This window comes from Sphingomonas sp. CV7422 (assembly GCF_027945725.1).
Taxonomy (GTDB): domain Bacteria; phylum Pseudomonadota; class Alphaproteobacteria; order Sphingomonadales; family Sphingomonadaceae; genus Sphingomonas; species Sphingomonas kyungheensis.
Window position 1 is genome coordinate 1,936,172 of record NZ_CP115900.1, and the last position, 26,010, is coordinate 1,962,181.

Annotated in this window: 23 protein-coding genes and 1 pseudogene; 9 read left to right on the forward strand and 15 right to left on the reverse strand. The window is 67.7% G+C overall.

Annotated features, from left to right (window positions below):
• Positions 1 to 2,373, reverse strand: a complete 2,373-nt coding sequence (locus PBN85_RS09410) for a TonB-dependent receptor (RefSeq protein ID WP_271298782.1) — start codon at positions 2,371 to 2,373, stop codon at positions 1 to 3.
• Positions 2,374 to 2,667: 294 nt separating this feature from the next.
• Here PBN85_RS09410 and mazG point away from each other — a divergent pair, with 294 nt between their 5' ends.
• Complete coding sequence (gene mazG, locus PBN85_RS09415) at positions 2,668 to 3,393, forward strand: nucleoside triphosphate pyrophosphohydrolase (protein WP_271298783.1); 726 nt, start codon at positions 2,668 to 2,670, stop codon at positions 3,391 to 3,393.
• Here mazG and hflX read toward each other — a convergent pair.
• The 7 genes and pseudogenes from hflX to dusB all read right to left on the reverse strand — a co-directional run bounded on the left by hflX (position 3,390) and on the right by dusB (position 12,483).
• Positions 3,390 to 4,676 carry a GTPase HflX gene (hflX, locus tag PBN85_RS09420; protein WP_271298784.1) on the reverse strand — a complete coding sequence of 429 codons (1,287 nt, stop codon included), beginning with the start codon at positions 4,674 to 4,676 and terminating at the stop codon, positions 3,390 to 3,392. The genes mazG and hflX overlap by 4 nt on opposite strands.
• 2 nt (positions 4,677 to 4,678) lie before the next feature.
• A pseudogene (gene hfq / locus PBN85_RS09425) lies at positions 4,679 to 5,188 on the reverse strand (RNA chaperone Hfq); the annotation flags it as partial.
• A gap of 99 nt (positions 5,189 to 5,287) precedes the next feature.
• A complete protein-coding gene (ntrX, locus tag PBN85_RS09430; RefSeq protein ID WP_271298785.1) occupies positions 5,288 to 6,664 on the reverse strand; it encodes a nitrogen assimilation response regulator NtrX in 1,377 nt (458 codons plus the stop codon).
• A gap of 2 nt (positions 6,665 to 6,666) precedes the next feature.
• Complete coding sequence (locus PBN85_RS09435) at positions 6,667 to 8,892, reverse strand: sensor histidine kinase (protein ID WP_051583673.1); 2,226 nt, start codon at positions 8,890 to 8,892, stop codon at positions 6,667 to 6,669.
• 111 nt (positions 8,893 to 9,003) lie between these two features.
• Positions 9,004 to 10,419 carry a nitrogen regulation protein NR(I) gene (ntrC, locus tag PBN85_RS09440; protein WP_271298786.1) on the reverse strand — a complete coding sequence of 472 codons (1,416 nt, stop codon included), beginning with the start codon at positions 10,417 to 10,419 and terminating at the stop codon, positions 9,004 to 9,006.
• The gene (locus tag PBN85_RS09445; protein ID WP_271298787.1) at positions 10,416 to 11,468 is read right to left on the reverse strand and encodes a two-component system sensor histidine kinase NtrB; all 1,053 of its coding nucleotides are present in this window, start codon (positions 11,466 to 11,468) and stop codon (positions 10,416 to 10,418) included. The genes ntrC and PBN85_RS09445 overlap by 4 nt, the downstream gene beginning before the upstream one ends.
• A 7-nt stretch (positions 11,469 to 11,475) precedes the next feature.
• Entirely contained in the window at positions 11,476 to 12,483 is a 1,008-nt protein-coding gene (gene dusB, locus PBN85_RS09450; protein WP_271298788.1) for a tRNA dihydrouridine synthase DusB, read from the reverse strand.
• An 81-nt stretch (positions 12,484 to 12,564) separates the two neighbouring features.
• On the opposite strand from dusB, the gene PBN85_RS09455 reads away from it, so the two are divergent.
• The 3 genes from PBN85_RS09455 to PBN85_RS09465 are packed head-to-tail and all read left to right on the forward strand — an operon-like array spanning position 12,565 to position 14,707.
• On the forward strand, positions 12,565 to 13,689 hold the full coding sequence (locus PBN85_RS09455; protein ID WP_271298789.1) for a bifunctional 2-C-methyl-D-erythritol 4-phosphate cytidylyltransferase/2-C-methyl-D-erythritol 2,4-cyclodiphosphate synthase: 1,125 nt from the start codon (positions 12,565 to 12,567) through the stop codon (positions 13,687 to 13,689).
• Entirely contained in the window at positions 13,686 to 14,207 is a 522-nt protein-coding gene (locus PBN85_RS09460) for a hypothetical protein (protein ID WP_271298790.1), read from the forward strand. Before PBN85_RS09455 ends, PBN85_RS09460 begins: the two co-directional genes overlap by 4 nt.
• Complete coding sequence (locus PBN85_RS09465; protein WP_037536431.1) at positions 14,207 to 14,707, forward strand: CinA family protein; 501 nt, start codon at positions 14,207 to 14,209, stop codon at positions 14,705 to 14,707. The genes PBN85_RS09460 and PBN85_RS09465 overlap by 1 nt, the downstream gene beginning before the upstream one ends.
• On the opposite strand, the gene PBN85_RS09470 is transcribed toward PBN85_RS09465, so the two are convergent.
• Both PBN85_RS09470 and lipA read right to left on the reverse strand, forming a co-directional pair.
• The gene (locus tag PBN85_RS09470) at positions 14,668 to 15,126 is read right to left on the reverse strand and encodes a type II toxin-antitoxin system RatA family toxin (RefSeq protein ID WP_271298791.1); all 459 of its coding nucleotides are present in this window, start codon (positions 15,124 to 15,126) and stop codon (positions 14,668 to 14,670) included. The genes PBN85_RS09465 and PBN85_RS09470 overlap by 40 nt on opposite strands.
• Positions 15,119 to 16,054 carry a lipoyl synthase gene (gene lipA / locus PBN85_RS09475; RefSeq protein ID WP_037536427.1) on the reverse strand — a complete coding sequence of 312 codons (936 nt, stop codon included), beginning with the start codon at positions 16,052 to 16,054 and terminating at the stop codon, positions 15,119 to 15,121. The genes PBN85_RS09470 and lipA overlap by 8 nt, the downstream gene beginning before the upstream one ends.
• 139 nt (positions 16,055 to 16,193) lie before the next feature.
• Here lipA and PBN85_RS09480 point away from each other — a divergent pair, with 139 nt between their 5' ends.
• Positions 16,194 to 16,823 carry a carbonic anhydrase gene (locus PBN85_RS09480; protein ID WP_271298792.1) on the forward strand — a complete coding sequence of 210 codons (630 nt, stop codon included), beginning with the start codon at positions 16,194 to 16,196 and terminating at the stop codon, positions 16,821 to 16,823.
• Between the two features lie 43 nt (positions 16,824 to 16,866).
• Here PBN85_RS09480 and PBN85_RS09485 read toward each other — a convergent pair whose 3' ends face one another.
• The 4 genes from PBN85_RS09485 to PBN85_RS09500 all read right to left on the reverse strand — a co-directional run bounded on the left by PBN85_RS09485 (position 16,867) and on the right by PBN85_RS09500 (position 19,827).
• Complete coding sequence (locus PBN85_RS09485; protein ID WP_271298793.1) at positions 16,867 to 17,388, reverse strand: GNAT family N-acetyltransferase; 522 nt, start codon at positions 17,386 to 17,388, stop codon at positions 16,867 to 16,869.
• Positions 17,388 to 17,810, reverse strand: a complete 423-nt coding sequence (gene ndk / locus PBN85_RS09490) for a nucleoside-diphosphate kinase (protein ID WP_271298794.1) — start codon at positions 17,808 to 17,810, stop codon at positions 17,388 to 17,390. Before ndk ends, PBN85_RS09485 begins: the two co-directional genes overlap by 1 nt.
• Positions 17,811 to 17,907: 97 nt before the next feature.
• Positions 17,908 to 18,348, reverse strand: a complete 441-nt coding sequence (locus PBN85_RS09495) for a DNA polymerase III subunit chi (protein ID WP_271298795.1) — start codon at positions 18,346 to 18,348, stop codon at positions 17,908 to 17,910.
• 9 nt (positions 18,349 to 18,357) lie between these two features.
• On the reverse strand, positions 18,358 to 19,827 hold the full coding sequence (locus tag PBN85_RS09500; protein WP_037536418.1) for a leucyl aminopeptidase: 1,470 nt from the start codon (positions 19,825 to 19,827) through the stop codon (positions 18,358 to 18,360).
• Positions 19,828 to 20,005: 178 nt separating this feature from the next.
• On the opposite strand from PBN85_RS09500, the gene PBN85_RS09505 reads away from it, so the two are divergent.
• The 4 genes from PBN85_RS09505 to rsmA all read left to right on the forward strand — a co-directional run bounded on the left by PBN85_RS09505 (position 20,006) and on the right by rsmA (position 25,503).
• Positions 20,006 to 22,228: an LPS-assembly protein LptD gene (locus PBN85_RS09505; RefSeq protein WP_271300872.1), complete on the forward strand. Its 2,223-nt coding sequence runs from the start codon at positions 20,006 to 20,008 to the stop codon at positions 22,226 to 22,228.
• Between the two features lie 83 nt (positions 22,229 to 22,311).
• The gene (locus tag PBN85_RS09510) at positions 22,312 to 23,673 is read left to right on the forward strand and encodes a peptidylprolyl isomerase (RefSeq protein ID WP_037536414.1); all 1,362 of its coding nucleotides are present in this window, start codon (positions 22,312 to 22,314) and stop codon (positions 23,671 to 23,673) included.
• A gap of 1 nt (position 23,674) precedes the next feature.
• A complete protein-coding gene (gene pdxA / locus PBN85_RS09515) occupies positions 23,675 to 24,667 on the forward strand; it encodes a 4-hydroxythreonine-4-phosphate dehydrogenase PdxA (protein WP_271298796.1) in 993 nt (330 codons plus the stop codon).
• Entirely contained in the window at positions 24,664 to 25,503 is an 840-nt protein-coding gene (rsmA, locus tag PBN85_RS09520; protein ID WP_037536412.1) for a 16S rRNA (adenine(1518)-N(6)/adenine(1519)-N(6))-dimethyltransferase RsmA, read from the forward strand. The genes pdxA and rsmA overlap by 4 nt, the downstream gene beginning before the upstream one ends.
• Before the next feature lie 2 nt (positions 25,504 to 25,505).
• Here the strand turns inward: rsmA and PBN85_RS09525 are convergent, their stop codons facing one another.
• Positions 25,506 to 26,006: a tetratricopeptide repeat protein gene (locus PBN85_RS09525; RefSeq protein ID WP_271298797.1), complete on the reverse strand. Its 501-nt coding sequence runs from the start codon at positions 26,004 to 26,006 to the stop codon at positions 25,506 to 25,508.
• Between the last annotated feature and the right edge of the window lie 4 nt (positions 26,007 to 26,010).

The window sequence follows — 26,010 nt, forward strand, 5'->3', positions numbered from 1 at the left end:
TCAGAAGTCGAGCGTCAACGATCCGGTGATCGTGCGCGGCGTGCCGAGGAACGCCGAACCACCGTCGCTGCCGGCAAGATAGCGCTTGTCGGTCAGGTTGTTCGCCTGGATCGTCAATGTCAGACCCTTGAGCGGTCCGACGACCTTGCCGAGATCCGCGCCGACATAGGCATCGACCAACAGAAAGCCGGCGCCACTCACATCGCCGCTGGTATCGAGGAAACGGTCGCCGACCTTCTTAGCCGCTGCGCCGGCTTTCAGCACCGATCCTTTATAGTCGCTCGCCAGCACCCACATCGTGCGTGGTGAATTGATCACCTGCCGCCCCGGCGTCACGCCGATATCGTCATCCTGCGCAGCATTGCCGGTGCCGATATACGTCGCGTGATTGTAGGTATAGCTGCCCGACAGCTTCAAAGCCGGCGTGAGGCGATAAGCCAGAGCGACCTCGATCCCGCGACTGCGTATGCCGCCGACGTTGAGATAGACGCTGCTCTGCTCGTTCAGATAATCGATCCCGCTGACGAGGTTGGCCGAGATCGACTGGATGTGATTGTTGAACTTGATGTCGTAGCCGGTCAGCGACGCCTCTACCCGGCCGGCATTGTAGCGGCCGCCGATCTCGATATTGTTTGCCGTTTCCGGTTTGATCCGTGCGATCACCACATGCGGCTGGCCGAGCGGACCGTTGCCGATCGCGGCAAAATTCTGCGAGTAGCCGGCAAAGACTTCCAGTCCAGGCAGCGGCGCCTGCACCGTCACGCCCGCCGAGATCAACGGTTGCGAGTGCGAGCGCAGCGACGTGCTGGCCCGGTCGTTGAGCTGTTCGGCGCGGCGTTGATCGAGGAAGAATTGCTTGACGCCGAACCGCGCGCTCAGCCGACCGATCGTTATGGTGTCCTCGCCATAATACATGGCCTCGTCGACATCATAATCCGTGCTGTACTGCTCGTAATAGGCCGTCCCGTCGAACGCCATGCCGACCAGCGGATTGGTGACCTTGTGCCAGTCCCTGATCTGGTTGGCGCGGTCGCGTTCGAACCAGAAGCCGGCCCGCAGCAGGTTCTCCACACCGCCGAACTCGTGCGTCCAGCCGGCATCGGTGGTGAAGCCGCCGCGTTCGCCGCGATAATGGGTATGGCGATAGGACATCACCGCCTGTGAGCCACTCGGATAGCAGGCCGCTGCATAGCTCGGCGGCACGAGCGCAGTACCGGCGCACCCCTCGTTCATGGTCGCCGCGACCCCGGTCGGCGTGACGAAATAGATCTTGCCGAGCGGCGCACCACCGATCCGGGTGGGCTGCGAACCCGTATATTCGCTTTCGGAAGCGCCCACGCCGTCCTGACGGACATCGACCAGATAGGGCGGCAGGAAATCGCCGCGACCCCGGAGCCGATGGTAATAACCGGTCAGCGACAGCGCCACCTCGCCGATATGGGTATCGCTCTTGAGATAGCCGAACAGGTTGCGCCGCAAGGCCCGCGATCCGGCACGGTAGCTCTGATCGATGTACGGGACGCCGGTCCAGTGATCGGTATAGGCATCGTGGTTCGGATCACTGGCGAAGGAGTCAGGCGAGACAGATCCGAATTCCGCTTCATCGGCATCGTCGTATGACAGCCAAGCCGTGAGATTGACCGCGGCGATCGTGCTCTTCAGCTTGCCCTCGACATGGTCGCGGCGCGTCTCACCGGCCCCGCCGATCCAGTCCCGGACCCGCGATGTGGAAGCGCTGACGAAGGCGCGCGTGGACGGCGCGATGTCGCCCGTATCGACGCGCGCGTAGAGCTTGCGCGCACTGAAGTCACCACCCGCCGCCGTGAAGCGATACCGACGCTCGGCCGCCGGATCGTCGGTGACGTAATCGAGCGTACCGCCGAGCGCCTCGTTCGATCGCGACGCGATGTCCGCGGTGCCCTGCGACACGCGCACCGTCTTGAGATTGAGCAAGTCGATATAGCGGTTGGCGCGGGCACCGCCGCCATAGCCGGACCCGCCATTGGGAAGGCCGTCGATCGTCGAGCCGATCTGCTGACCGCCCCCGCCCCCGCTGCTGAACCCGCGGATGCTGATCGAGGTCGCCCAGTCGGACGAACCGAACGCATCGCCCTCAGCAACGAAAACGCCGGGCAGCTCCTTGATGACATCGTTGACGCTGGTAAGCGCCGACTGGCGGCTGATCATCGCATTGGTCACCTGCGTGTTCGCAAAGGTCACCGCCCTGCCCGTAACGACGACCTCCTGATCGTCACCGACGTCCTGCGACTGTGCCGGCACGCTGCCGCCGGCCGGCACAGTTTGAGCTCGGGCAGGACCCGACGCTGCCGCGATCGCAATGATCGCAGCGCCATATTTCAACATGATATTCATCCCCCGCATGATAGCGTGACCGTTGATCCGGTTCGCGGGCGCCGTGTCATACCTCGATGACGAGTATATGACCGGTATTGGGATGCTTAGCCTGAGCTAGAAGCAGCCAAGTTACTGTTGGCAAATAGAAAGGTGTCAAATTTACATCCACGAATGCCAGGCCGGTCGTGCGTCATTTATTTTTCTCGTGGCAGGATGGACGGATATGGCGAAATCGCAGTCATCTAGCCCCACCTCCCGGGCGCTGCTACAGACAGTGCACGACGAGGGAGGATTGAGGTGACGTCATCGGCGATGGATCGGCTCGTGGCGATCATGGCGCGGCTGCGGGATCCCGTCCACGGCTGCTCGTGGGACGTGGCGCAGACCTGGGCGACGATCGCGCCCTATACGATCGAGGAAGCCTATGAGGTCGCCGACGCGATCGCGCGCGACGATGCGGCGGATCTCAAGGATGAACTCGGCGATCTGCTGCTCCAGGTCGTCTTCCATAGCCGGATCGCCGAGGACGCCGGCACCTTCACGCTCGACGACGTCGCCGCGGCGGTGAGCGACAAGATGGAGCGGCGGCATCCTCATATATTCGGCGGCGCCGATGCGACGCCGGGCTGGGAAGCGATCAAGGCCGCCGAACGGGAAGGCCAAAGCGATACCAGTGCGCTTGCCGGCGTCGCGGTGGCCCTGCCCGCGCTGATGCGCGCGGTGAAGTTGCAGAACCGCGCCGCCCGGGTCGGCTTCGACTGGCCGGACGGCGACGGCGCATTGGCCAAGGTGCATGAGGAGATCGCGGAGGTCGCCACGGCGACGGGCGACGCGGTCGAAGAGGAGATCGGCGACCTGCTGTTCGCCGTGGTCAATTGGGCGCGCCACCTCGGCATCGATCCGGAAGCGGCGCTGCGTCGGGGCAATGCCAAGTTCGAACGACGCTTCCGGGGGATGGAGGGGATCGCCGGCGACGCTTTCGCCGCCTTGCCGCTCGCCGACAAGGAAGCGTTATGGCAGCGGGTCAAGCACGGCTAGCGTTGCAGGAAACGCGCATAGTCGCGCTCGGCGAGCCGCACCTCATATTGCGTTTCGAGATCCTCGCTGATCTGCCCGATCACCTCGCCATGCGCGTGCAGCCATGCCGCGCCGGCGCCGTCACCGGCGTCGAGCGTGATCCAGTAACGGCGGTGCCCGGCGGTCAGCTTGGCGGCGACCTGTTCGATCAGGTCGTCGACCCCTTCCCCGCTCAACGCGGAAAGTGCGACGACATCAGCGCGATGCCCCGCCTCGACCAGCACGTCCTCGTGCCGCTCGGGATCGAGCAGGTCGAGCTTGTTCCACGCCTCGAACCGCGGGGTCTGCTCGGACACGCCGATCTCGGCGAGCACCGCCTCGACATCGCTGCGCTGCGCCTCGCTGTCGGGATGCGCGATATCGCGGACGTGGATCAAAAGATCGGCCGAGACGACCTCTTCCAGCGTCGCCTGGAAGGCGGCGACGAGCTGCGTCGGCAGGTCGGAGACGAAGCCGACCGTGTCGGACAGGATCGCCTTGTCGATTCCCGGCAGTGAGATCTGCCGCAGCGTCGGGTCGAGCGTCGCGAACAGTAGATCCTCGGCCATGACGTGCGCGCCGGTGAGCCGGTTGAACAGCGTCGACTTGCCGGCATTGGTATAGCCGACCAGCGCGATGATCGGCCACGGTGCCCGCTGGCGCCGATCGCGATGCAGGCCGCGCGTGCGGCTCACCTGATCGAGTTCGCGCCGCAGCCGCGCCATCCGGTCGCGGATCAGCCGGCGATCGGCCTCGATCTGCGTCTCACCCGGACCGCCGAGGAAGCCGAAGCCGCCACGCTGCCGTTCGAGATGGGTCCAGCTGCGCACCAGCCGGCCGGCCTGATAGTCGAGATGCGCGAGTTCGACCTGCAACCGCCCTTCGGCGGTCGCCGCACGCTCGCCGAAGATTTCGAGGATCAGCCCGGTGCGGTCGATTACCTTGGCTTCGAGCGCGGTCTCGAGATTGCGCTGCTGCACCGGGGTGAGGCTCGCATCGAAGACGACGAGGTCGGCCTCGTTCTGCCGCACCTGTACGGCGAGCTGTTCGACCTGACCGCTGCCGATCAGGGTCGCCGCCTTGGGCGCCCTCACCCGCACCGCGACCTTGTCGACGACGACCAGGCCGATCGCCGCTGCGAGGCCCGCCGTCTCGTCGAGCCGGGCATCGGCATCGCGATGCGCGTCGCCGGAATCGGGCAGCACGACGAGGGTGCGGCCGCCGCGGGCGAATTCATCGCGATCGCGATTGAAGCCATTGGTCACGGTCAGTCTTCCGTCTCCCCTTCATCGGCGAGGTTGAGCGCGCGCGCCGGCTGGATGGTCGAGACGGCGTGCTTGTAGACGAGCTGCGCCATGCCTTCGCGCTGGAGCAGCATGCAGAACAGGTCGAAGCCGGCGATCTGACCCTGCAGCATGACGCCGTTGATCAGGAACATCGTCACCGAATCTTCCGATTTGCGCACGGCGTTGAGGAAGATCTCCTGCAACAGCGGCTGCTTGCGCTGCGCCTCGCCGACCGATTCGATCAGCGCGGCGATATCCATCGGGCCGGACGGCATGATCGTCGAAATGGCGTGCTTGTAGATGAGCTGCGACTGGCCGTCGCGGCGCAGCAGCACCGAGAAATTGTCGAACCAGGTGACGATGCCCTGGAGCTTGACGCCCTTGACCAGGAACATGGTCACCGGAGTCTTGGAGCGGCGGAGAGCGTTGAGGAAGAGGTCCTGCAACGAGCCTTGTTTTTCGGCCATACATAAGCCTTTCGGTTCTTGGCGAGCCGTTTGCCCGCTATCGCGCCGTTTCCCGGCGTCGGATCACCGCCCGGATCGGGCGACGACGTGCATCTATGAACGATGGGGCGCTGCGTCCAGCACCTAATCCTCGCGCACGTCGGTGATGCCGAGCAGCTTGAGCTTCCGGTGCAGCGCCGAACGCTCCATGCCGATGAAGCTGGCGGTGCGGCTGATGTTGCCGGAAAAGCGACGGATCTGGACGCGGAGATATTCGCGCTCGAAGGTCTCGCGTGCCTCGCGCAGCGGCGCGCCCATGATCGCCCCGCCCCCGCCGCTGCCAAGGTCGCCCTGTTCGCCGAGCACTTCCGCGGGCAGCAGGTCGAGATCGATCCGCCCGATCCGGTCGCCCGGCGCGAGGATGATCGTCCGCTCCACCACGTTGCGGAGCTGACGGACGTTGCCCGGCCAGTCGTACGACTGCAACGCGACCATCGCGTCGGCGGCGATCTCCGGCGTCGGCACGCGGCGTTCGGCGGCATAATGCGCCATGAAATGTTCGACCAGCGCGGGAATGTCTTCGCGCCGTTCGGCGAGCGGCGGCAGCACGACCGGGACGACATTGAGGCGATAATAGAGATCCTCGCGGAACCGGCCTTCGCTGATCTCGTGGGTCAGGTCGCGCGAGGTCGCCGAGACGACGCGGACGTCGACCTTGACGATGCGCGTGCCGCCGATGCGGCTGAAGCTCTGATCGGTCAGCACGCGCAGGATGCGCGCCTGCGTCGCGATCGGCATGTCCGCGATCTCGTCGAGGAACAAGGTCCCGCCATGCGCCTGTTCGAGCAGGCCGGGACGGATCAGGTCCCCGCCCTCCTCGACGCCGAACAGCTCCTCCTCGACGCGCTCGGGCGTCATCCGCGCCGCGCTGACGATGACGAACGGCGCCTGCGCGCGGTTGCTCCAGCCGTGCAGCAGCCGGGCAGCGACCTCCTTGCCGACCCCGGCCGGCCCCATGATGAGGACGCGGCTGCCGGTCGCGGCGACGCGCTTCAGCGTCGCGCGCACGCCATTGATCGCACCCGAACTGCCGGTGAGATCGCTCTCCCGCCCTGCCGAGACGCGCAGGCTGGCGACCTCGCGACGCAAGCGCTCGGTCTCGGTCGCACGGGCGACGAGCAGCAACAGCCGCTCCGCCTCGAACGGCTTTTCGATGAAGTCGCTGGCGCCGCGGCGGATCGCGGCGACGGCGGTATCGAGATTGCCGTGGCCCGAAATGACCAGCACCGGGATCGACGGATCGCGCCGTTTGATCTCGTCGAGCAGCTCAAGCCCGTCGAGCCGTGATCCCTGCAACCAGACGTCGAGCAGCACCAGCGACGGCCGGCGGGTGGCGATCGCCTCCAGCGTCGCGTCGCTGTTCGCGGCGGAGCGGGTGTCATAGCCTTCGTCTTCGAGGACGCCGGCGACGAGTTCGCGGATATCGTGTTCGTCATCGACGACGAGGATGTCGAGCGGCATAGTTAATTCCGATTACGAGTAAGGGCGGCGAGCTGGCCGTCGCCGGCGGGCTCGGGCGCGGCGGCCCCCTGGTCGAGGGCGGCGAGAGCGGCGGCGTCGAAGGTCATGCGGACGATGGTGCCGCCGCCGTCGCGGTCGGCGAAGGTCATCATGCCGTGATGCTCCTCGACGATCTTCTTGACGATCGCGAGGCCGAGCCCGGTGCCCCGTGCGCGTGTCGTCATATAGGGTTCGACGATCCGGTCGCGATCGGGCGGCAGTCCGACGCCGGTGTCGGCGACCTCCACGATCATCACCGCATCCTCCTCGGCAACGCGCATCGTCACGCTGCCGCCCGCATCGCCCTTGCTTTCGATCGCCTCGACCGCATTCTTGACGATGTTGGTGAAGGCCTGCCCGAGCTGCCGCCGGTCGCAGACCAGCGCGGGCGCCGGCAGGCTGTGATCGAGCGTGAAGCGGATCGACGGATGCGCGACCTCGTGCAGGAACAATGCTTGTCGGGCGATGTCGACCAGCGACTCTTCGCGGAACACCGGCTTGGGCATGCGCGCGAAGGAGCTGAACTCGTCGACCATCCGGCGCAGGTCGCCGACCTGGCGAACGATCGTGTCGGTCAGCCGCGCGAAGGTCGTGTCCTCGGGGTCGATCTTGCTGCCGTAGCGGCGCTGGAGCCGCTCGGCGGCGAGCTGGATCGGGGTGAGCGGGTTCTTGATCTCATGCGCGATCCGGCGCGCGACGTCGGACCAGGCGGCGCGGCGCTGGTCGAGCAGCTGCTGCGTGATGTCGTCGAAGGTCAGGATCGGCCCGGCGTCGGTCCGCGCGATCCGCACGGCAAGCGTCCGCGTGTCGCCGCTGCGGATGACCTGGACGATCGCCTCGCGCATGTCGCCGTCGACCAGTTCGGCGAGCTCGGGCGCGATCCTGCTAAGCGGGCGGCCGATCAGACCATCGGCGCCAGTGCCGATCAATTCGGTCGCCGAGCGGTTGGCGATGCGGATCGTGCCGTCTTCGGCGGTGGCGATGACACCGGCGGAAACCCCGGCCATCACCGCCTCGATCAGCGCACGGCGATTGTCGAGCTGATCATTGGCGCTGACCAGGGCGCTGTTCTGCTCCTGCAGTCGACCGGTCATTTGGTTGAAGGCATTGGCGAGCGTGCCGACCTCGTCCTTGCGGCGCGGATCGGGGACGCGCGCGGTGAGATCGCCGGTGGCGACCTTACGCGCGGCGCCGACGAGCTCTGCGACCGGACGGACAAGGCGATCGGCGACAGCCAGCGCCGCCCAGACGGCGATACCGACGATCAGCAGTGAGACGATCAGCAAGGCCGCATTGAACTTGAGCTGGAGCGACCGGGACCGGCTTTGCAGCGCCTGATAGTCGCGGATGATCGCGTCGCCGCGGCGCAGCTGGCTGGCAAGCTGCGGATCGAAGATGCGCGCCGAATAGAGATAGGCGCCTTTGCCGTAAGCGATCGGCACGACCACACCGATCCGGTCGTCGCTGCGGATGACGACGAAGCCGGCGCCGGTGTCGAGCGCCTGTTCCACCGCCGGGGTGACGAGGTTCCGCAGCGGCTTGCCATAGGGGTTGAGCACGATCAGCGGATCGGACTCGCCGCGGCGGATGATCATCGCCTCCGATTGTTCACGGCGATAGGTCTGGATCAGGAGCGCCTGCTGAAAATAGGCGCTGTCGATCGCATGACCCTGCAAATCGACGGCGAGGTCGCCGCTCATCGCCTGGACCTGCGAGATGACGCGATTGGCCTCGCGCTGATAGTTCTCGCCGACCAGGGTCCGCGCATTCTCGATCATGCCGCTCGCGCGATCGGACGACCAGAATTCGACGCCGATCTGGAACAGCAGGGAGGCGAAGATGGTGACGAGCAATGCCGGTACCGCGGCGATGATCGAGAAGATGGCGACGAGGCGGACGTGCAGCACGCCCTCGCCCCCGACGAGCGACGCCGCGGCCCGCCGCCGCGCGATACGCCGCCCGACGAGCATCAGCAGCGCGATGCCCGGTACCAGATTGGCGACGAGCAGCGAGGCGATCGCCGGCGGTGACAGGGGCTGGGCCGGCTTGCTGCTGCCGGTGATGATGAAATAGGTCGCGGTCGCGATCGCTATGGCGAGCGCCAGCACCAACGCCTCGACGGCGGGCGTGATGCGCAGCCGGCGATCCGGGAGGGATTCGATCAGATCGGGCGTGACGGCCGCGTTCATTGTCGCCATCGTACAACGTGGATTGTTGCACGGAAACCACATAATTTGGCGTTGCCGGTGGTTTGTGGTGACACCGGGACGAACGACGCTAGCGGCCGGCCCCGCCGCCCCTCATTCGTCGGTGCGTGTGCTGATCCCGAGCGTGTCGAGCCGCTTGCGCAGCGTGTTGCGGTTTAGGCCGAGCGCACGCGCTGCACGGAGCTGGTTGCCGCCGTGACGGGCGAGCATCACGGCGATGAGCGGTCGCTCGACCTCGCCGATGACGCGATCGTACAGGCTGCCGTCGTCTAGCGCGTCGGGGCGCTCGCGCGCGATCCGCTCGACGAGATGGCGGACCGCCTCGGCGATGCCCGGATCGGCCGCCTCCCCCGCGCCGCCCGGCGCACCGAGCAGATCGCGGATCGTCGCCGCGTCGATCAGCTCGTCGCGGGCGAGCACCGCCAGGCGCCGCATCAAATTCTCCAGCTCGCGGACATTGCCCGGCCAGTCGTGCGCGGTCAGCGCCGCCTGCGCCGCATCGCTGAGCTGGCGCCGCGGCAGTCCCTGCGCCGCGGCGCTCTCTAGGAAGTGGCGGGCGAGCAGCGGGATGTCCTGCCGCCGTTCGCGCAGCGCGGGCAGCGCGATCGGCACGACGTTGAGGCGGTAGAACAGATCCTCGCGGAACTGGCCCGACGCGACCTGCGTCGTCAGATCGCGGTTGGTCGCCGCGACGACGCGGACATCGGCACGCATCGCCCGCGCACCGCCGACCGTGGTGAATTCACCCGACTGGAGCACGCGCAGCAGCCGCGTCTGTGCCTCCATCGGCATGTCGCCGATCTCGTCGAGGAACAGGGTGCCGCCGGCCGCCTGTTCGAACCGGCCGGCATTGCGCACCGCGGCGCCGGTGAAGGCGCCGCGCTCATGGCCGAAAAGCTCCGCCTCAATCAGCTCACGGGGAATCGCGGCCATGTTGATTGCAACGAACGGCGCCGCCCGCCGCGCGCCGAGATCGTGGATCGCGCGGGCGACCAATTCCTTGCCGGTGCCCGACTCGCCGGAGATCAGCACGGTCAGATCGTTCGAGAGCACCCGCGCGATGATGCGGTAGACGTCCTGCATCGCCGGCGAGCGACCGATCAGCGGCAAGGCGGGGTCCTCCCCCGCCTCGGGCTGCGGCATCACCGCGCCGCGCGCCAGCGCGCCGGCGACCGCGCGGGTCAGATCGTCGAGGTCGAAGGGCTTGGGGAGATATTCATAAGCCCCGACCTCGGCCGCACGCACCGCCGTGGTCAGCGTGTTCTGCGCCGACAGGATGATCACCGGCAATTGCGGCAGGCGCTCGCCGATCTCCTGCGCACGGGCGATGCCGTCGCCGTCGGGCAAAATGACATCGGTGATCAGCACGTCCGGCACGCGGGTGGCGAGCATCCGGTCGAGCTGCGCCAGCGTCTCGGCGGTCTGGACGTCATGACCGGCCCGGCGCAGCGCCTGCGCGACGACGGTGCGGATCGCGGCATCATCGTCGACGACGAGGACACGGCTCACAGCGTCGCTCGCGGCAGCAGGAGGCGCAACGTCGTCATTTCGGGGGTTCCTTCGCGGGCATATTGGACGATGCCGCCCATGTCGCGCATCAGCTTGTCGACCAGGGCGAGGCCGAGCCCCTGCCCCTCCGGCCGTCCCGAGACAAAGGCCTCGAACAGATGGTCGGCGATGTCGGCCGGCGCACCCGGGCCATTGTCGGTCACGCAGATCTCGATCGGCAACGGCGTGCGCGGTCGGCCCGCGGCGGCGGCGACCGACATGCCGTGACGATAGGCCGTCGTGATCAGGATGCGCGGGTTGCGCTCGGCCCGGCACGCCTCCACCGCATTCTTGAGCAGGTTGATGAGGATCTGGAGGAGCGCATCGCGGTTGATCGCCGCATCGGGCAGCGACGGATCGAACCGTTCCTCGATCGTCACGCCGCGACCAAAACCGGCGAGCGCAAGCCGGCGGGCATGGCCGAGCAACGGGTAGATATTCTCGCCATGGATCGGCAGCGGGCGGGTGTCGCTGAAATCCTGCATCCGGTCGATCAGCGCGGCGATGCGATCGACCTCGGTGACGATCAGCGTGGTGAGTTCGCCGGTGCCGAGCAATTGCGCCGCGCCGCGGATGCCCGACAGCGGGTTCTTGATCTCATGGGCGAGCATCGCCGCAGCGCCGCTCGCCGCGCGCGCCCCGCCGCCGGACTGGGCGAGCCCGCGGGTGGTCGCCGCGCTGTGCAGGGTAATGGCGCGCCAGCCGGGATGATCGGACACGGCCGCCTCGACGAAGTCGACGCGGATCTTGGGGCCGTGCGGCGTCGCGATCTCGGCGTCATAATAAGCGAAGCCGCCCTCGCGGCGATCGTCGGCAGCCGGCGGCGGCAGGATCGCGGCGAGCGGCTGGCCGCGCATCACCCGCTCGGACAGGTTGAGCAATTGCTCTGCGAAGGCATTGGCATGGGCGATGCGATCGTCCGGATCGATGACGATCACCGCGACCGGCAGCGCACCGAACAGCTCGGCGAAACCGGGGCGACCCGAGGCATAGCCGCTGTGCGGCGTCATCACGCGGTCAGGCAGCCTGCGCGATCGGCTGGTCGCGGAGCGGCGCGTAGAAGTCGGCGAGCATCCGCTTGACCACCGCCGCATCGGGCTGCTGATTGACCGTATTGCGGAACTCGGCCGATCCGGTCAGCCCCTTGGTGTACCAGCCGATATGCTTGCGGGCCATGTTGACGCCGGTGACGCTGCCGTAATGATCGAGCATCGTGTCATAATGTTCGCTGATGACGCGATATTGCTCGTCGAGTGAGGGATCGGCGCGACGCGTGCCGGTGGCGAGATATTCCATCACCTGACCGAGCAGCCACGGTCGGCCATACGCGCCGCGGCCGATCATGATGCCGTCCGCACCCGATTGGTCGAGCGCGGCGACCGCATCTTCGATCGAGCAGATATCGCCATTGGCGATCACCGGGATGCTGACCGCATCCTTGACGGTGCGGATGAAGCGCCAGTCGGCGCTGCCCTTGTACATCTGGTTGCGGGTGCGGCCGTGGACGGTGATGAGCTGGACGCCGAGATCCTGTGCGATCCGGGACAGCTCGGGCGCGTTGAGGCTGTCGAGGTCCCAGCCCATCCGCATCTTGAGCGTCACCGGCGCCTTGACCGCCTTGACTACCGCGTCGACCAGCTGCGCGGCGAGCGTAGGGTCGCGCATCAGCGCCGACCCCGCGTCGCCATTGGTGACCTTGCGCACCGGGCAGCCCATGTTGATGTCGATGATCGCCGCGCCGCGATCCTCGGCGAGCTTCGCCGCCTCCGCCATCTCATAGGGGGTGCAGCCGACCAGCTGCATCGACACCGGCTCTTCGGACAGATGCCAGGCCGCTTTCTGGATCGACTGGCGCGTCTCGCGGATCGCCGCCTGGCTGGCGATCATCTCGGTAACATTGAGGCCGGAGCCGAAGCGCCGGACGAGCGTGCGGAACGGCATATCGGTGACGCCGGTCATCGGCGCCAGGATGACGGGGGTGTCGATCCGCACGGGACCGATCTGGATGGGCGAAAGAGCTGCCATGATCTGCCTGAAAAACAGGCATCGCCCTAGCGACTTGCCGCGGTGCTGGCAAGGTCGCGGGCGGCGGGCTAGGATGGGGCGATGACCGAACGAGCTTATACGACGGCGCTGATCGTGGCGGCGGGCAGCGGCGTGCGCGCCGGCGGGGCCTTGCCCAAACAATATGCCACGATCGCCGGCAAGCCGCTGATCGCCCATGCCTACACCGCCTTCGCCGACCATCCCGCAATCGATCGGGTGGTGGTGGTGATCGCCCCCGGCGCCGAGCCGCTGGCGCAGGCGGCGCTGGGCGCGGTGCCGCTGGTGACGGGCGGCGCGTCGCGGCGCGAGTCGGTGGCGAAGGGCCTTGCCGCGGTCACCGGCGCGCGGGTGCTGGTGCATGATGCGGCAAGGCCGTTCGTGCCCGCCGCGGTGATCGATCGGGTCGTCGCCGCGCTCGATGCGGCGGACGGTGTCATCCCGGCGATCGCCGTGGCGGACACGTTGGTGCGCGACGGCACGGTGGTGCCGCGCGACGGCCTGTCGCGCGTGCAGACGCCGCAAGGCTTCCGCACGGAAGCGCTGCGCGCCGCGCATGCGGCCTGGCCCGCCGACGACGAGGCGACCGACGATGCGCAAATGGTGCAGCGACTTGGCGGCAGCGTCGCTTTGGTGCAGGGCGATGCGATGCTCGACAAGGTAACGCATCCGGAAGATTTCGCCGCCGCCGAGGCGCGCGTGCAATGGGAGTCACGCAGCGCCTCCGGCTTCGACGTGCATCGGCTCGAGGCCGGTGAGCAACTCTGGCTCGGCGGCGTGCTGATCCCACACGACAAGGGCCTCTCGGGTCATAGCGACGCGGATGTCGCGCTGCATGCCCTGACCGATGCGCTGCTCGGCACGATCGCCGCGGGCGATATCGGCACCCACTTCCCGCCCTCCGATCCCCAATGGAAGGGGGCCGATTCGGCGCAATTCCTCCAACATGCCGCGACGCTGATCGCGGAGCGCCGCGGGCGCATCGACTTCGTCGACCTGACGCTGATCTGCGAGGCGCCGAAGATCGGGCCGCACCGCGCGGCGATGCGGGAGCGGATCGCGGCGCTGCTCGACCTGTCGACCGACCGGGTGAGCATCAAGGCGACGACGACCGAACGGCTCGGCTTCACCGGCCGCGGCGAAGGCATTGCCGCACAGGCGGTCGTCACCGTGAGCCTGCCGCGATGAGGGCGCTGCTCGCCACCGTCGGCCTGCTCGCCGCCTCCTCCGCCGAGGCGCAGACCCGGTGCATTACGACACCCGAGGCGGAGGCGATGACGCTCGTCGCCCTGCCCGACATCATCCAGCAGACCGGGATCATCTGCGCGACGCGCCTGCCGTCGTCGAGCCTGATCCGCCGCACCGACAGCCAATTCCTCGGCCGCTATCAGGCGGCGGCGGATCGCGCCTGGCCGGACGCGCGGGCGGCGATCGTCAAATTGTCCGATCCGATGATCGATTCGCTGCTCCAGTCGGAGTTCGCCCGCCCGTTGCTCACGGCGGCGCTCGCGCCCTTGCTGGTCGGGCGGATCAACCCGGCCGATTGCGGCACGATCGACCGTTTCGTGACGCCGCTCGCGCCGCTGCCGCCGCAGAATACCGCGGCGGTGATCGTCACCACCCTGCGCTATTTCAAGGAGCAGAAGGCCAGAGGCAAGGCGAGCGCGGTGCCCGACCTGCCGCTCTGCCCGGAGGGTTCGCGCTGATGGATACGCTGCTACCCCGTGAATTGATCGACGCCGCCACGCGCGTCGTCGAGGCGAACCGCGCCGCGGGCCGCACCGTCGCGCTCGCCGAAAGCTGCACCGGCGGGCTGGTCGCCGCGGCGATCACCGAAGTGCCGGGCGCGTCCGACGTGTTCGGCGCCGGCTTCGTCACCTATTCGAACGACGCCAAGATGAAGCTGCTCAAGGTCAACAGCGACGTGCTGGAGACGTTCGGCGCGGTGTCGATCGCGGTGGCGTGGAGCATGGCGCAGGGCGCACTCGCCAACAGCGGCGCCGATGTCGCGGTGGCGATCACCGGCGTCGCCGGGCCGGGCGGCGGATCGGTCAAGAAGCCGGTCGGCACCGTCGTCTTCGCACGAGCGGAGAAGGGCGGCGATCCGTCGGACGTCCATGCCGACCGCAAGGCGTTCGGCGACCTCGGCCGCGGCGGCATCCGGCTTCAAGCGGCGCTGGTCGCGCTCGAGTTGCTGTTGCCGTAAAGCACTTTGGCGCGATCCTCGAACGCGCCGATCATCCGCCGCAACGCCACGCCGAACACCTGGCCGGCGAGCATCTCGAACATCCGGTTCTTGAACTGGAAGTCGACCGCGAAATCGACTGCGCAGCCGCCCCCTTCCGCGCGGAAGCGCCAGTCGTTGTGCAGATATTTGAGCGGCCCGTCGATATATTCGACATGGACGCTGTCGGGCCGCACCTTCTCCACCTTCGAGGTGAACGTCTCGCGCAACCCCTTGAAGCCGACGATCATGTCGGCGAGCGTCGCGGTGTCGCTGTCCTGGCGGACCCGCATCGCGCTGACCCAGGGCAGGAACTCCGGATAGCGCTTCACGTCGGCGACCATGTCGAACATCTGCTCGGGCGTGTACGGCAGATGCCGGGTCTCGGCGTGTTTAGGCACGTTCGAGCGTCTTCCCGGCGAGCTTGGCGGCGCGGGCATCGCGCATCTTGGCGAAATCGTCGCCGGCATGATAGCTCGACCGGGTCAGCGGCGACGAGGCGACGAGCAGGAAGCCCTTGGCGCGCGCGATCGCGGCATAGCTGTCGAACGCCTTGGGCGTGACGAACTCCGCCACCTTGGCATGGCGCGGCGTCGGCTGGAGATATTGCCCCATCGTCAGGAAGTCGATGTCCGCCGAGCGCATGTCGTCCATCACCTGATGCACTTCCAGCCGCTGCTCGCCGAGGCCGAGCATCACGCCCGACTTGGTGAAGATCGACGGATCGAGCTTCTTGACGCTCTCCAGCAGGCGGATCGAGGCATAGTAACGCGCGCCGGGACGGATCGTCGGATAGAGGCGCGGCACGGTTTCGAGATTGTGGTTGTAGACATCGGGGCGCGCGGCGACGATCGCCTCGACCGCGGCTTCGTGCTTGTTGCGGAAATCCGGGGTGAGGATCTCGATCGTCGTGCGCGGATTGGCGCGGCGGATCGCCTCGATCACCTTGACGAACTGCTGGGCACCGCCGTCCGGCAGATCGTCACGATCGACCGAGGTGACGACGATATGCTCCAGCCCCATCTGCGCCGCGGCGTCGGCGACGTTGTTGGGTTCCATCGGATCGACCGCGCGCGGCATGCCGGTCTTGACGTTGCAGAAGGCGCAGGCCCGGGTGCAGGTGTCGCCGAGGATCATCACCGTCGCATGTTTCTTCGACCAGCATTCGCCGATGTTCGGACACGCCGCCTCCTCGCAGACGGTGGTCAGGCTCTTCGACCGCATCAGTTCGCGCGTCGCGGCGAAGCCGGCGCTGGTCGGCGCCTTGACGCGGATCCAGTCGGGCTTGCGCTGGCGTTCCGGACGGGCGAGCGGAGTCATCTCGTTCATGATCCGCGAGATAGCGACTCCACGGTTTGTGAACAACCATCATGCCGTTTGTGAAGAAGCTTTGCCCGCCTGCCATAGCCGGCACACACCGGATAAATGTGCGTTATAGCTGCCGAAACGGACGCTAATTGGAGGTACAATGACCGACTTCGCCGACATGGTCCAAGGCTATCGCCGGTTCCGCGACAAGGGCTGGACCGAGCAGCGCGAGCGTTGGAGCCAGCTAAGCCAGGGACAGGATCCCAAGGTGATGGTGATCGCCTGTTCGGACAGCCGCGTCGATCCGATGCAGATCTTCGACGTCGCGCCGGGCGAGATCTTCACCGTGCGCAACGTCGCCAATCTCGTCCCGCCGTTCGAAACGAACAAGGGTTTCCACGGCGTCTCCGCCGCGGTGGAGTTCGCGGTGACGCAGCTCGAGGTGCCCGAGGTGGTGGTGATGGGCCACGCCTCGTGCGGTGGCTGCGCCGCGGCACTGTCGGGCGGTTTTGCCGGGCGCGAGAAGGGCAACGGCGGCTTCATTTCCGACTGGGTCGGTCTGCTCGACGAGGCTCGCGACAAGGTGAAGGCCGAATTCGGCGAAGGCGCTGAGGCGAAGCGCGAGCTGGAGCACGAGGCGGTGCGGGTCAGTCTCGCCAACCTGCGCACCTTCCCCTTCGTCGCCGAGCGCGAGGCTGCGGGCAAGCTCAAGCTCCGCGGCGCCTATTTCGCGATCGCGGACGGCGTGCTGCACGTGATGGATGACGGCGGGGTCTTCGCTCCGGCGTGATCAAAGCCGGCGGCGCTCCGCAGGGGCGCCGCCGTTCACGATCTCAGCCGATGTCCCGCGCATAGACGACATCGTCGTGCAAGGTAGCGCCGACCTGATATTGGCGCCGACCCGCCAGCGCGAAGCCCTGGCGTTCGTAGAACAGTCGTGCGCGCCTATTGCCGCCATAGACTCCGAGCAGCATGCGGGTCGCGCTCAGCGCCCGTGCGTCCTCGACTGCCCGCGCCATCAGCAACGCGCCCAGCCCCGTGCCGCTCGCGACGGGCAAGGTGTAGATACGGCGGAGTTCGATATCGTGCGGTCCTGCCGGGATCGGCAGATCGGGGGCAGTCAGCATCGTATAGCCGACTGGCGCGGCGCCGTCGGGATGTTCGGCGAGCGTCACGACGCTCGCCGGGTCGGCGATCCAGCGTCTGAACGCCTCGACCGAGCTGTTCTTCGCGACATGGGCGACGATGTCCGCCCCGTCGAGGATGCCGGCGAAGGTCGCGAGGAAGCTCGCGCCCGCCACCAGCGCGACCGCGGGCGCATCCGCGGGGGACGCGCGCCGCAGCCGCCAGTGCATCAGCCGACGATCTCTTCGGGCTTGAAGAAATAGGCGATCTCGATCTCGGCATTCTCGTCCGAATCCGAACCGTGAACGGTATTCGCCTCGATCGATTCGGCGAGTTCCTTGCGGATCGTGCCCGGCTCGGCATTCGCCGGGTTGGTCGTGCCCATGATGTCGCGATTGCGCTGCATCGCATTCTCGCCCTCGAGCACCTGGACGACGACCGGGCCGGAGATCATGAAGCTGACCAGATCGTTGAAGAACGGACGCTCGCGGTGCACGGCGTAAAAGCCCTCGGCCTGCTCGCGCGTCATCTGGATGCGCTTCGACGCGACGACGCGCAGGCCGGCCTCTTCGAGCATCTTGGTGACGGCGCCGGTCAGGTTGCGGCGGGTGGCATCGGGCTTGATGATCGAAAAGGTACGGTTCGCGGCCATGATGGTCACGGGCTCCTGTCTTGGGCAATCGTGGAAGTCGCGGAGCCCTAGTCGCGGGGCGGCCTGTTTGCAACCGGTTCGGCTCGGGCGGTCCGGCTCAGGCGGCCTGCTCCCAGCGGCCGGCGTCATTCTGCTTCCAATATCGCCGCTCGATCCCGTCGCGGCCGCCGAGCGCGCGCCACGCCTCGCGCGCGCTGCGGATATGTTCGTCCTCGAAGAAGTGGAAGGCACGATCGAAGTCGAGCGCTGCCTCCCGCCATTCGCCGTCGACCAACGCGACGTGGCGCGCGGCATTGGCCGCCACCACGTCGTCGGCGATCAGGATCGGCTGGCGCGTGTCATCCCCCGCCCCGATCTGGGCATGCGGCAGGAAACTGTCGGCGCGATAGCTCCACAGCAGCCGGTCGATGCCGGCACGCTGCTCCGCCTGCGCGCTGACGATGAGCAACCGCTGGCCGCCCTCCACCACCTTCGCCGCAATCTGTGGCAACGCCCGATCGAGCGGGGTCGCGGTAAGGTGGTAGAAATCGACCTGCATGGGCGAGCCTCAGCCCTCGAAACGATCGGCGATGACGCGATCGAGCAGCCGCACGCCGTAACCGGTCGCGCCCTTGTCGTAGGTCGCGCCCGCCTTGTCGCTCCACACCATGCCGGCGATGTCGAGATGCGCCCAGGCGACGCCCTCGTCGACGAAGCGCTGGATGAACTGCGCCGCGGTGATCGAGCCGGCGCCCCGCGGACCGACGTTCTTCATGTCGGCGATCGGCGAATCGATCAGCTTGTTGTACGTGTCCGACAGCGGGAAGCGCCACAATTTGTCGCCCGTCGCCAGTCCCGCGGCGAGCAGCGCATCGGCCAGGCCGTCGTCATTGGCGAACAGGCCGCCATATTCGTTGCCGAGGCTGACGATCATCGCCCCCGTCAGCGTCGCCAGATCGATGATCGCCTTCGGGCGGAAGGTCGCCTGCGTCCAGGTGATCGCGTCGGCAAGCACCAGCCGCCCCTCCGCGTCGGTATTGAGGATCTCGATCGTCTGCCCCGACATCGAGGTGACGACGTCGCCCGGACGCTGTGCATTGCCATCGGGCATATTCTCGACCAGCCCCATCACGCCGACGACATTGACCTTCGCCTTACGCGCGGCGAGCGCCTTCATCGTCCCCGCGACCGCGCCGGCACCGCCCATGTCCCACTTCATGTCCTCCATGCCCGCGCCGGGCTTGAGGGAGATGCCCCCGGTATCGAAGGTGACGCCCTTGCCGACCAGCGCCACCGCCGGATCGCCCTCGCCGGCACCGTTCCAGCGGAGCGCGAGGATGCGGGCCTCCCGCACCGACCCCTGGCTGACGCCGAGCAGGGCGCCCATGCCGTGCTGCGCCATCTCCGCCTCGTCGACGGTGATGATCTCGAGGCCGAGGCCCTCGACGCTGGCGCGCACCTGTTCGACGAAGCTTTCGGGATAGAGGATGTTCGGCGGCGCCGCGACGAGGTTGCGGGTCAGCGTCAGCCCTTCGGTGACGGCCTGCTGCGCGCTCCACGCCGCTTCGGTGCCATCGGGTGCGCCGACGATCGTCAGCCGGGTCAGCGTCGGCTTCTGCTTCTCGGGCAGCTTGGTGCGATATTGGTCGAAGCGCCAGGCGCGCTGCGCGGCGGCGGCGGCGAAGCGCGCGACCGCCTTGGCGGTCGGGCTGACCGAGGCGAGATCAGCGGTCAGTTCGGTCGCGCCCGAGGTGAGCAGCTTGGCGGTCAACGCCCCGCCGGCCTTCTCCCAATCCGCCTCGCTGCCGCTGCCGACGCCGACGAGCAGCACGCGGCGGTGGGTATCGCCCTCGCCGACGAACAGGTCGACGATCGCGCCGGCCTCGCCGTCGAAGCGCGCCGCCTGTGCCGCGGCGCTGGCCAGCGCCTGATGCCCCTCGCCCAGCCCCGCCCAGCTGCCGCGGCCGGCGAGGTCCTTCTCCACCGGCAGCGCGGTGATGGCGGCGGTGGAACGATCGGACGAGAAGGCAATCTGCATAACGGAACACTTCCTGGCACTGACAATAGGCGCATGATCTAAGGTCGCGGTGCGACGAGCACAACGATTGCAGCGCCGTGCGGGTGATGCGATAGGCGGTCCGCGGCTCCGGCGTCGTTCAGGGCGACGCCGGCCACGCCGAAAGGGTATTCGGATTATCGTGTTGCGTTTCGACCTTATGGCCGGCTGTGCGCTCGCCGCCGCGCTATTCGCTACGCCGGCAGGCGCACAGGACCTGCAGGATCGTCCGGTCGCGCCGCCGCCGGCCAACGATCCCGCGCTGGCGACGCCGGCGACGGCGGACCAGGTGCAGTTCAGCGCCGGCAGCCTCGACTATGACAGCAACGCCGATATCGTCACCGCGCTCGACGAGGTGCGGATGTTCCGGCAGGGCGACCGGCTGCGCGCCGACAAGGTCGTCTGGAACCGCAAGACCGGCAGGGTCGTCGCGACCGGCAATATCGCCGTCACCAATCCCCAAGGCGACGTCGCCTACGGTGATTCGATTGAGCTGACCGACTCGCTGAAAGACGGCGTCGTCCAGAACATGCTCGTCGTGCTCGAACAGGGCGGGCGGATGGCGGCGGAGCGCGGCACGCGCCGCACCGACGGCTCGATGCAGCTCGACAAGGCGGCCTACACCCCCTGCGCGGTGCAGACGTCCGAAGGCTGTCCCAAGACCCCGTCGTGGCAGATCACCGCCGTCCGCATCCTCTACCGCCCGGATCGCGAGCGGGTCTATTTCGGCGGCGGGCAATTCCATCTGTTCGGCCTGCCGGCGGTGCCGCTGCCCGCCTTTTCGATGCCGACCGGGGGCGGCTCGGAAAGCGGGCTGCTCGCGCCCGACCTGCAGCTCGACCGGGTCAACGGCCTCGAACTGGTGACGCCTTATTATTTTCGGCTGGCGCCCAACAAGGGGCTGACCCTCACCCCGCATATCTTCTCGGCGGTGCTGCCGATGATGCAGGCGCGCTACGAGGCGCTCAGCACCAAGGGCGCATTCCAGGTCACCGGATATCTGACCGAAAGCCGCCGCAGCGACGATCTCAACACGACGACGCCGACCGATACCGAGCGCGCGTTCCGCGGCTATATCGACGGCATCGCACGCTATCAGCTCGATCCCTATTGGAGCATCAGCGGCTCAGCGCGCATCGCCAGCGATCGCACCTTCCTGCGCCGCTACGATATCTCGCGCGACGACCGGCTGCGCACCACCGCATCGCTCGAGCGGATCGATCCCAACACCTATTTCGCGCTGACCGGCTGGTATATCCAGACGCTGCGCGTCAACGACCCGCAGGGGACACAGCCGATCGCCTTGCCCGAGATCGACTTCCGCAAGCGCATCGATCTCGGCGGCGGCAAGCTGCAGTTGCAGGCCAATTCGCTCGCGATCACCCGTACGGAGGGGCAGGATACGCAGCGCGCCTTCGTCGCCGCGCAATGGGACCTGCGCCGCCTGACCAATTGGGGCCAGGAGGTGACGTTCACTGCTTATGGCCGTGCCGACGCCTATAACACGCACGATTCGATGCTCACCACGGTGGCGAGCTACCGCGGCCTCGACGGCTTCCAGACCCGCGCGATCGGTGCGCTCGCGGTCGACGTCAAATGGCCGTTCATCGGCGAGTTTCTCGGCGGCACGCAGCGGTTGACGCCGCGGGTGCAGCTCGTCGCCACGCCCAAGACCAACAATCTTGACATCCCCAACGAGGATGCGCGCGCGGTCGACCTCGAGGATTCGAACCTCTTCGCGCTCAACCGCTTCGCCGGATACGACCGGTGGGAGGACAGCAGCCGCGTCACCTATGGCGCGGAATGGGCGGTGGCGGTGCCCGGCATCACCTTCAACACGGTGATCGGCCAGAGCTATCGCCTGTCCGAACGGCCGACGATCCTGCCGGTCGGTACCGGGCTCAGCGACCGGTTCTCCGACATCGTCGGTCGATCGACGCTGCGGGTGCGCGACTTCGTGTCGATCATCCACCGTTACCGGCTGGACAAGGACAGTTTCGCGGTGCGCCGCAACGAGGTCGACGCGACGGTCGGTTCGAGCCAGACCTATGTGCTCGCCGGCTATCTGCGCCTCAATCGCAACATCTTCCCCGCGATCGAGGACCTTCAGGATCGCGAGGAGGTGCGGCTCGCGGGGCGCGTCCAGTTCGCGCGCTTCTGGTCGGCGTTCGGGTCGACGGTGATCGACCTGACCGAGCGCAGCGAAGATCCCCTGTCGCTCGCCGATGGCTTCGAACCGATCCGCCATCGCCTCGGCGTGCAATATGAGGACGATTGCCTGCGGCTCGGCTTCACCTGGCGGCGCGATTATCAGGACACCGGCGACGCCCGCTCGGGCAACAGCTTCCTGTTGACGCTGGCGTTGACCAACCTCGGCCGCTAAGCCGCAGTTCAGCTCGATCGGGCCATAGCCGGGAACAGGCGTCGCGAGACAGGCGACGCCGCGCTTTGGGATAACGGAAGAACGTGAAGCAGATCACAGGACGCAGCGCCCGCCTCGGTCGCACCATCAGCTGGCTCGCGCTGGCGGCGATCGCCAGCGGCGCGGTCGCGCAGACCGTCGCCGATCAGCAGGTGCCCGAAACGAACCTCAACATTCCGGCCAATCTCCAGATCTTCGGCAAGCTCGATCCGAACATCCGCAAGCCGACCGCGATCGTCAACGATACGGTCATCACCGGCACCGATGTCGATCAGCGGCTCGCGCTGACGGTCTTCAACAACGGCGGCCGTGGCCCCGCCCCCGAGCAGATCGACGAGTTCAAGCTCCAGATCCTGCGCCAGCTGATCGACGAGACGCTCGAGATCCAGGAGGCGAAGACCGCCGAGGTCACCGTCACCGCCGCCGAGCTCGACCAGAGCGAGGCGGGGCTCGCCAAGCGCTTCAACATGACCGTGCCGCAGCTGCGTGTCGCGCTGCGTAAGGCGGGTTCGTCCGAACGCTCGCTGCGTCGCGCGATCGAGGGCGAGCTGGCCTGGAACCGCTACCTGCGCCGCAAGATCGAGCCGTTCGTCAACGTCGGCGACGAAGAGGTCAGCGCGATCCAGAAGCGGATCGAGGCGGCGCGGGGCACCGAAGAATATAATCTGCGTGAGATCTATCTCAGCGCCAACGACGCCAACCGCAACGAGGTGTTCGCCAAGGCCAAGCAGATCATCGGCGAGATCCAGAAGGCGCAGCAGCCGTTCGAGCTGTTCGCGCGCAACTATTCGGAAGCGTCGACCCGCGGCGTCGGCGGCGATCTCGGCTGGATCCGGCTGGTGACGCTGCCGCAGCCGCTCGCCGATGCGGCGCAGCAGATGCAGGTCGGCCAGGTCGCCGGGCCGATCGAGACGCCGGGCGGCTTCTCGATCCTCTATCTCACCGACAAGCGCACGATCGGCGCCGCCGACCCGCGCGACGCGCGACTCAGCCTCAAACAGCTTACCGTCGCCTTCCCCGCCGGCACGACGCAGGCGCAGGCGCAGACCCGCGCCGCCACCTTCGCCAAGACGGTCCAGTCGATCCAGGGTTGCGGTACGGTCGAGAAGGTCGCCGCGACGATCGGCGCCGAGGTGGTCGACAATGATTCGGTCCGCATCCGCGACCTGCCGCCGCAGTTGCAGGAGATCCTGCTCAAGCTGCAGGTCGGTCAGGCGACACCGCCATTCGGCTCGCCGACCGAAGGCGTTCGCGCCCTCGTCCTGTGCGGTCGCGACGATCCGCAGCAATCGGCCGTGCCGGGTGCCGCGCAGATCCAGGGGCAGCTCGAACAACAGCGCGTCAATCTGCGCGCCCAGAGCAAGCTGCGCGATCTGCGCCGCGACGCGGTGATCGAGTATCGCTGAGATGAGCCAGCCGCCGCTCGCGATCGCCATGGGAGATCCCGCCGGGATCGGTCCCGAGATCATCGCCAAGAGCTGGGCGGTGCGCGGCTTGCGCAGCCTGCCGCACTTCGCGTTGGTCGGCGATCCCGCCGCCGTGCGCCGGGTATGGAACGGCCCGATCGAGACGATCGGGGCGATCGACGAGGCCGCGGCGGTGTTCGATCGCGCCTTGCCGGTGCTGGCGACGGGCAACGCCGGCGAAGTGATGCCCGGCTCACCCGAGGTCGGCGGGGCGCAGGCGGCATTGCAGGCGCTCGAACAATCGGTCGACCTGGTCCGGCAAGGCGCGGCGCGTGCGCTCGTCACCGGCCCGGTGTCCAAGGCGCAACTATACGGCATCGGCTTCAATCATCCCGGCCAGACCGAATTCGTCGCGGGCCGCTGCGGCGTCGCGGCGGAGGATGCGGTGATGATGCTCGCCGGGCCCAGCCTGCGCGTCGTGCCGATCACCGCGCATGTCCCCCTCGCGCAGGTGTCCTCGCTGCTCTCGGTCGAATTGATCGTCGCCAAGGGGCGCGCCACCGCGATCGGGCTGACGCGCGATTTCGGTATCGCCGCGCCGCGGCTCGTCTTCGCCGGGCTCAACCCGCATGCCGGCGAGGGCGGCGCGATCGGTCGCGAGGAGATTGACATTCTCGCGCCTGCGATCGCGCAGCTGCGTGCCGAGGGGATCGACGCGACCGGCCCGTTTGCGGCCGATACGCTGTTTCATGCCCGCGCCCGTGCCGGCTATGACGCGGTGCTGTGCTGCTACCACGATCAGGCGCTGGTGCCGATCAAGACGCTGCATTTCGACGAAGGCGTCAACATCACGCTCGGACTGCCGATCGTACGCACCTCGCCCGATCACGGCACCGCCTTCGCGCTCGCCGGCAAGGACCGGGCGCATCCCGGCGCGATGATCGCGGCGATCGCTCTGGCGGGCCAGGCGGCGGACCGCCGCGCCCGCGCATGAGCGATACCCCGGCGGGCGGCGCCCTGCCGCCGCTGCGCGAGGTGATCGCCCGCTACGGCCTCAATGCCAGCAAGGCACTCGGCCAGAACTTCCTCTTCGATGGCCAGTTGCTGCGCCGCATCGCGGCGGTGCCCGGCGATCTCGCCGGTGCCGAGGTGCTCGAGGTCGGCCCCGGCCCGGGCGGCCTGACCCGTGCCTTGCTCGCCGCGGGCGCGAGCGTGACCGCGATCGAGCGCGACCACCGCTGCATCCCCGCACTGGCCGAGCTGGGCGAGGCCTATCCGGGCAAGCTTCGGGTGATCGAGGCGGATGCGCTCACGATCGACGCGCCGTCGCTGTTCGCCGGGCGGCCGCATATCGTCTCCAACCTGCCCTATAATGTCGGCACCGCCTTGCTTGTCGGCTGGCTGACCGCCGACTGGCAGCCGTGGTGGCAGTCGTGCACGCTGATGTTCCAGAAGGAAGTCGCCGAGCGGATCGTCGCCTCGGCGGGGGACGATGCGTACGGCCGACTGGCGGTGCTCAGCCAGTGGCGGTCGAGCGCACGGATCGCGATGCCGGTGCATCGTTCCGCCTTCACGCCGCCACCCAAGGTGATGTCGGCGGTGGTCCATATCGTGCCCGAGGCCGCGCCCGAGGGAGTCGACGTCCGGGTTCTGGAGCGGCTCACCGCCGCCGCCTTCGGCCAGCGCCGCAAGATGCTGCGACAGAGCCTCAAGGGCGTGGCCGGTGCGCTGGCCGGGCTGGAGGCGATCGGTGTCGATCCGACGCGACGCGCGGAGACGGTCAGTGTCGCGGAGTTCGTGGAGCTGGCCCGCGTCGTCGGCGCCGGCTGAGCTTATTCCTTGTCCACCGCCGGCTTGGGATCGACCGAGGCGGTGGTGACCGGCGGCCCCTTGGCGATCACCGCGGCGAGCTGGTTCGCCTCGGGACAGCCCGCTTTGCACAGGGTGCGGATCTTGGCGAGGTTGGTGCGGGCGATCGCCACCGCGCCCTTGGCGACGAGCGCCTCGCCCTGCCCGCGCAGCGCGTCGATATCATTGGGTTCGAGTGTCAGCGCCTCGCGATACAGGCGGATCGCCTTGCCGGGGAGGCCGCGGGCCTCGGCGACCTCGCCGAGCGTGACGAACGCCTGCCGGTTGCGCGGATCGACCGCCACCGCGGTTTCGAGCAGGTCGGTCGCACCGTCGAGATTTCCCGCGGCGCGCGCCGCCCGCCCCTGCGCCAGCAATTGCAGCGAGCGCGCGTCGATCTGATCGTCAGGACGCTGGCCGCTGAGCGAGGTCGAGACGCAGACGACGGTCAGCGCGGCAGCAAGGGCGACGGACGTAACGCGCATGAAG

Bases quoted from the DNA above. Each gene is read 5' to 3' on its own strand.
- PBN85_RS09410 (WP_271298782.1), bottom strand. From the start codon at position 2,373: ATGAATATCATGTTGAAATATGGCGCTGCGATCATTGCGATCGCGGCA.
- mazG (WP_271298783.1), top strand. From the start codon at position 2,668: ATGGATCGGCTCGTGGCGATCATGGCGCGGCTGCGGGATCCCGTCCAC.
- ntrX (WP_271298785.1), bottom strand. From the start codon at position 6,664: ATGCCGCTCGACATCCTCGTCGTCGATGACGAACACGATATCCGCGAA.
- PBN85_RS09435 (WP_051583673.1), bottom strand. From the start codon at position 8,892: ATGAACGCGGCCGTCACGCCCGATCTGATCGAATCCCTCCCGGATCGC.
- PBN85_RS09445 (WP_271298787.1), bottom strand. From the start codon at position 11,468: ATGACGCCGCACAGCGGCTATGCCTCGGGTCGCCCCGGTTTCGCCGAG.
- dusB (WP_271298788.1), bottom strand. From the start codon at position 12,483: ATGGCAGCTCTTTCGCCCATCCAGATCGGTCCCGTGCGGATCGACACC.
- PBN85_RS09455 (WP_271298789.1), top strand. From the start codon at position 12,565: ATGACCGAACGAGCTTATACGACGGCGCTGATCGTGGCGGCGGGCAGC.
- PBN85_RS09460 (WP_271298790.1), top strand. From the start codon at position 13,686: ATGAGGGCGCTGCTCGCCACCGTCGGCCTGCTCGCCGCCTCCTCCGCC.
- PBN85_RS09465 (WP_037536431.1), top strand. From the start codon at position 14,207: ATGGATACGCTGCTACCCCGTGAATTGATCGACGCCGCCACGCGCGTC.
- lipA (WP_037536427.1), bottom strand. From the start codon at position 16,054: ATGAACGAGATGACTCCGCTCGCCCGTCCGGAACGCCAGCGCAAGCCC.
- PBN85_RS09480 (WP_271298792.1), top strand. From the start codon at position 16,194: ATGACCGACTTCGCCGACATGGTCCAAGGCTATCGCCGGTTCCGCGAC.
- PBN85_RS09485 (WP_271298793.1), bottom strand. From the start codon at position 17,388: ATGCACTGGCGGCTGCGGCGCGCGTCCCCCGCGGATGCGCCCGCGGTC.
- ndk (WP_271298794.1), bottom strand. From the start codon at position 17,810: ATGGCCGCGAACCGTACCTTTTCGATCATCAAGCCCGATGCCACCCGC.
- PBN85_RS09495 (WP_271298795.1), bottom strand. From the start codon at position 18,348: ATGCAGGTCGATTTCTACCACCTTACCGCGACCCCGCTCGATCGGGCG.
- PBN85_RS09500 (WP_037536418.1), bottom strand. From the start codon at position 19,827: ATGCAGATTGCCTTCTCGTCCGATCGTTCCACCGCCGCCATCACCGCG.
- PBN85_RS09505 (WP_271300872.1), top strand. From the start codon at position 20,006: ATGGCCGGCTGTGCGCTCGCCGCCGCGCTATTCGCTACGCCGGCAGGC.
- pdxA (WP_271298796.1), top strand. From the start codon at position 23,675: ATGAGCCAGCCGCCGCTCGCGATCGCCATGGGAGATCCCGCCGGGATC.
- rsmA (WP_037536412.1), top strand. From the start codon at position 24,664: ATGAGCGATACCCCGGCGGGCGGCGCCCTGCCGCCGCTGCGCGAGGTG.
- PBN85_RS09525 (WP_271298797.1), bottom strand. From the start codon at position 26,006: ATGCGCGTTACGTCCGTCGCCCTTGCTGCCGCGCTGACCGTCGTCTGC.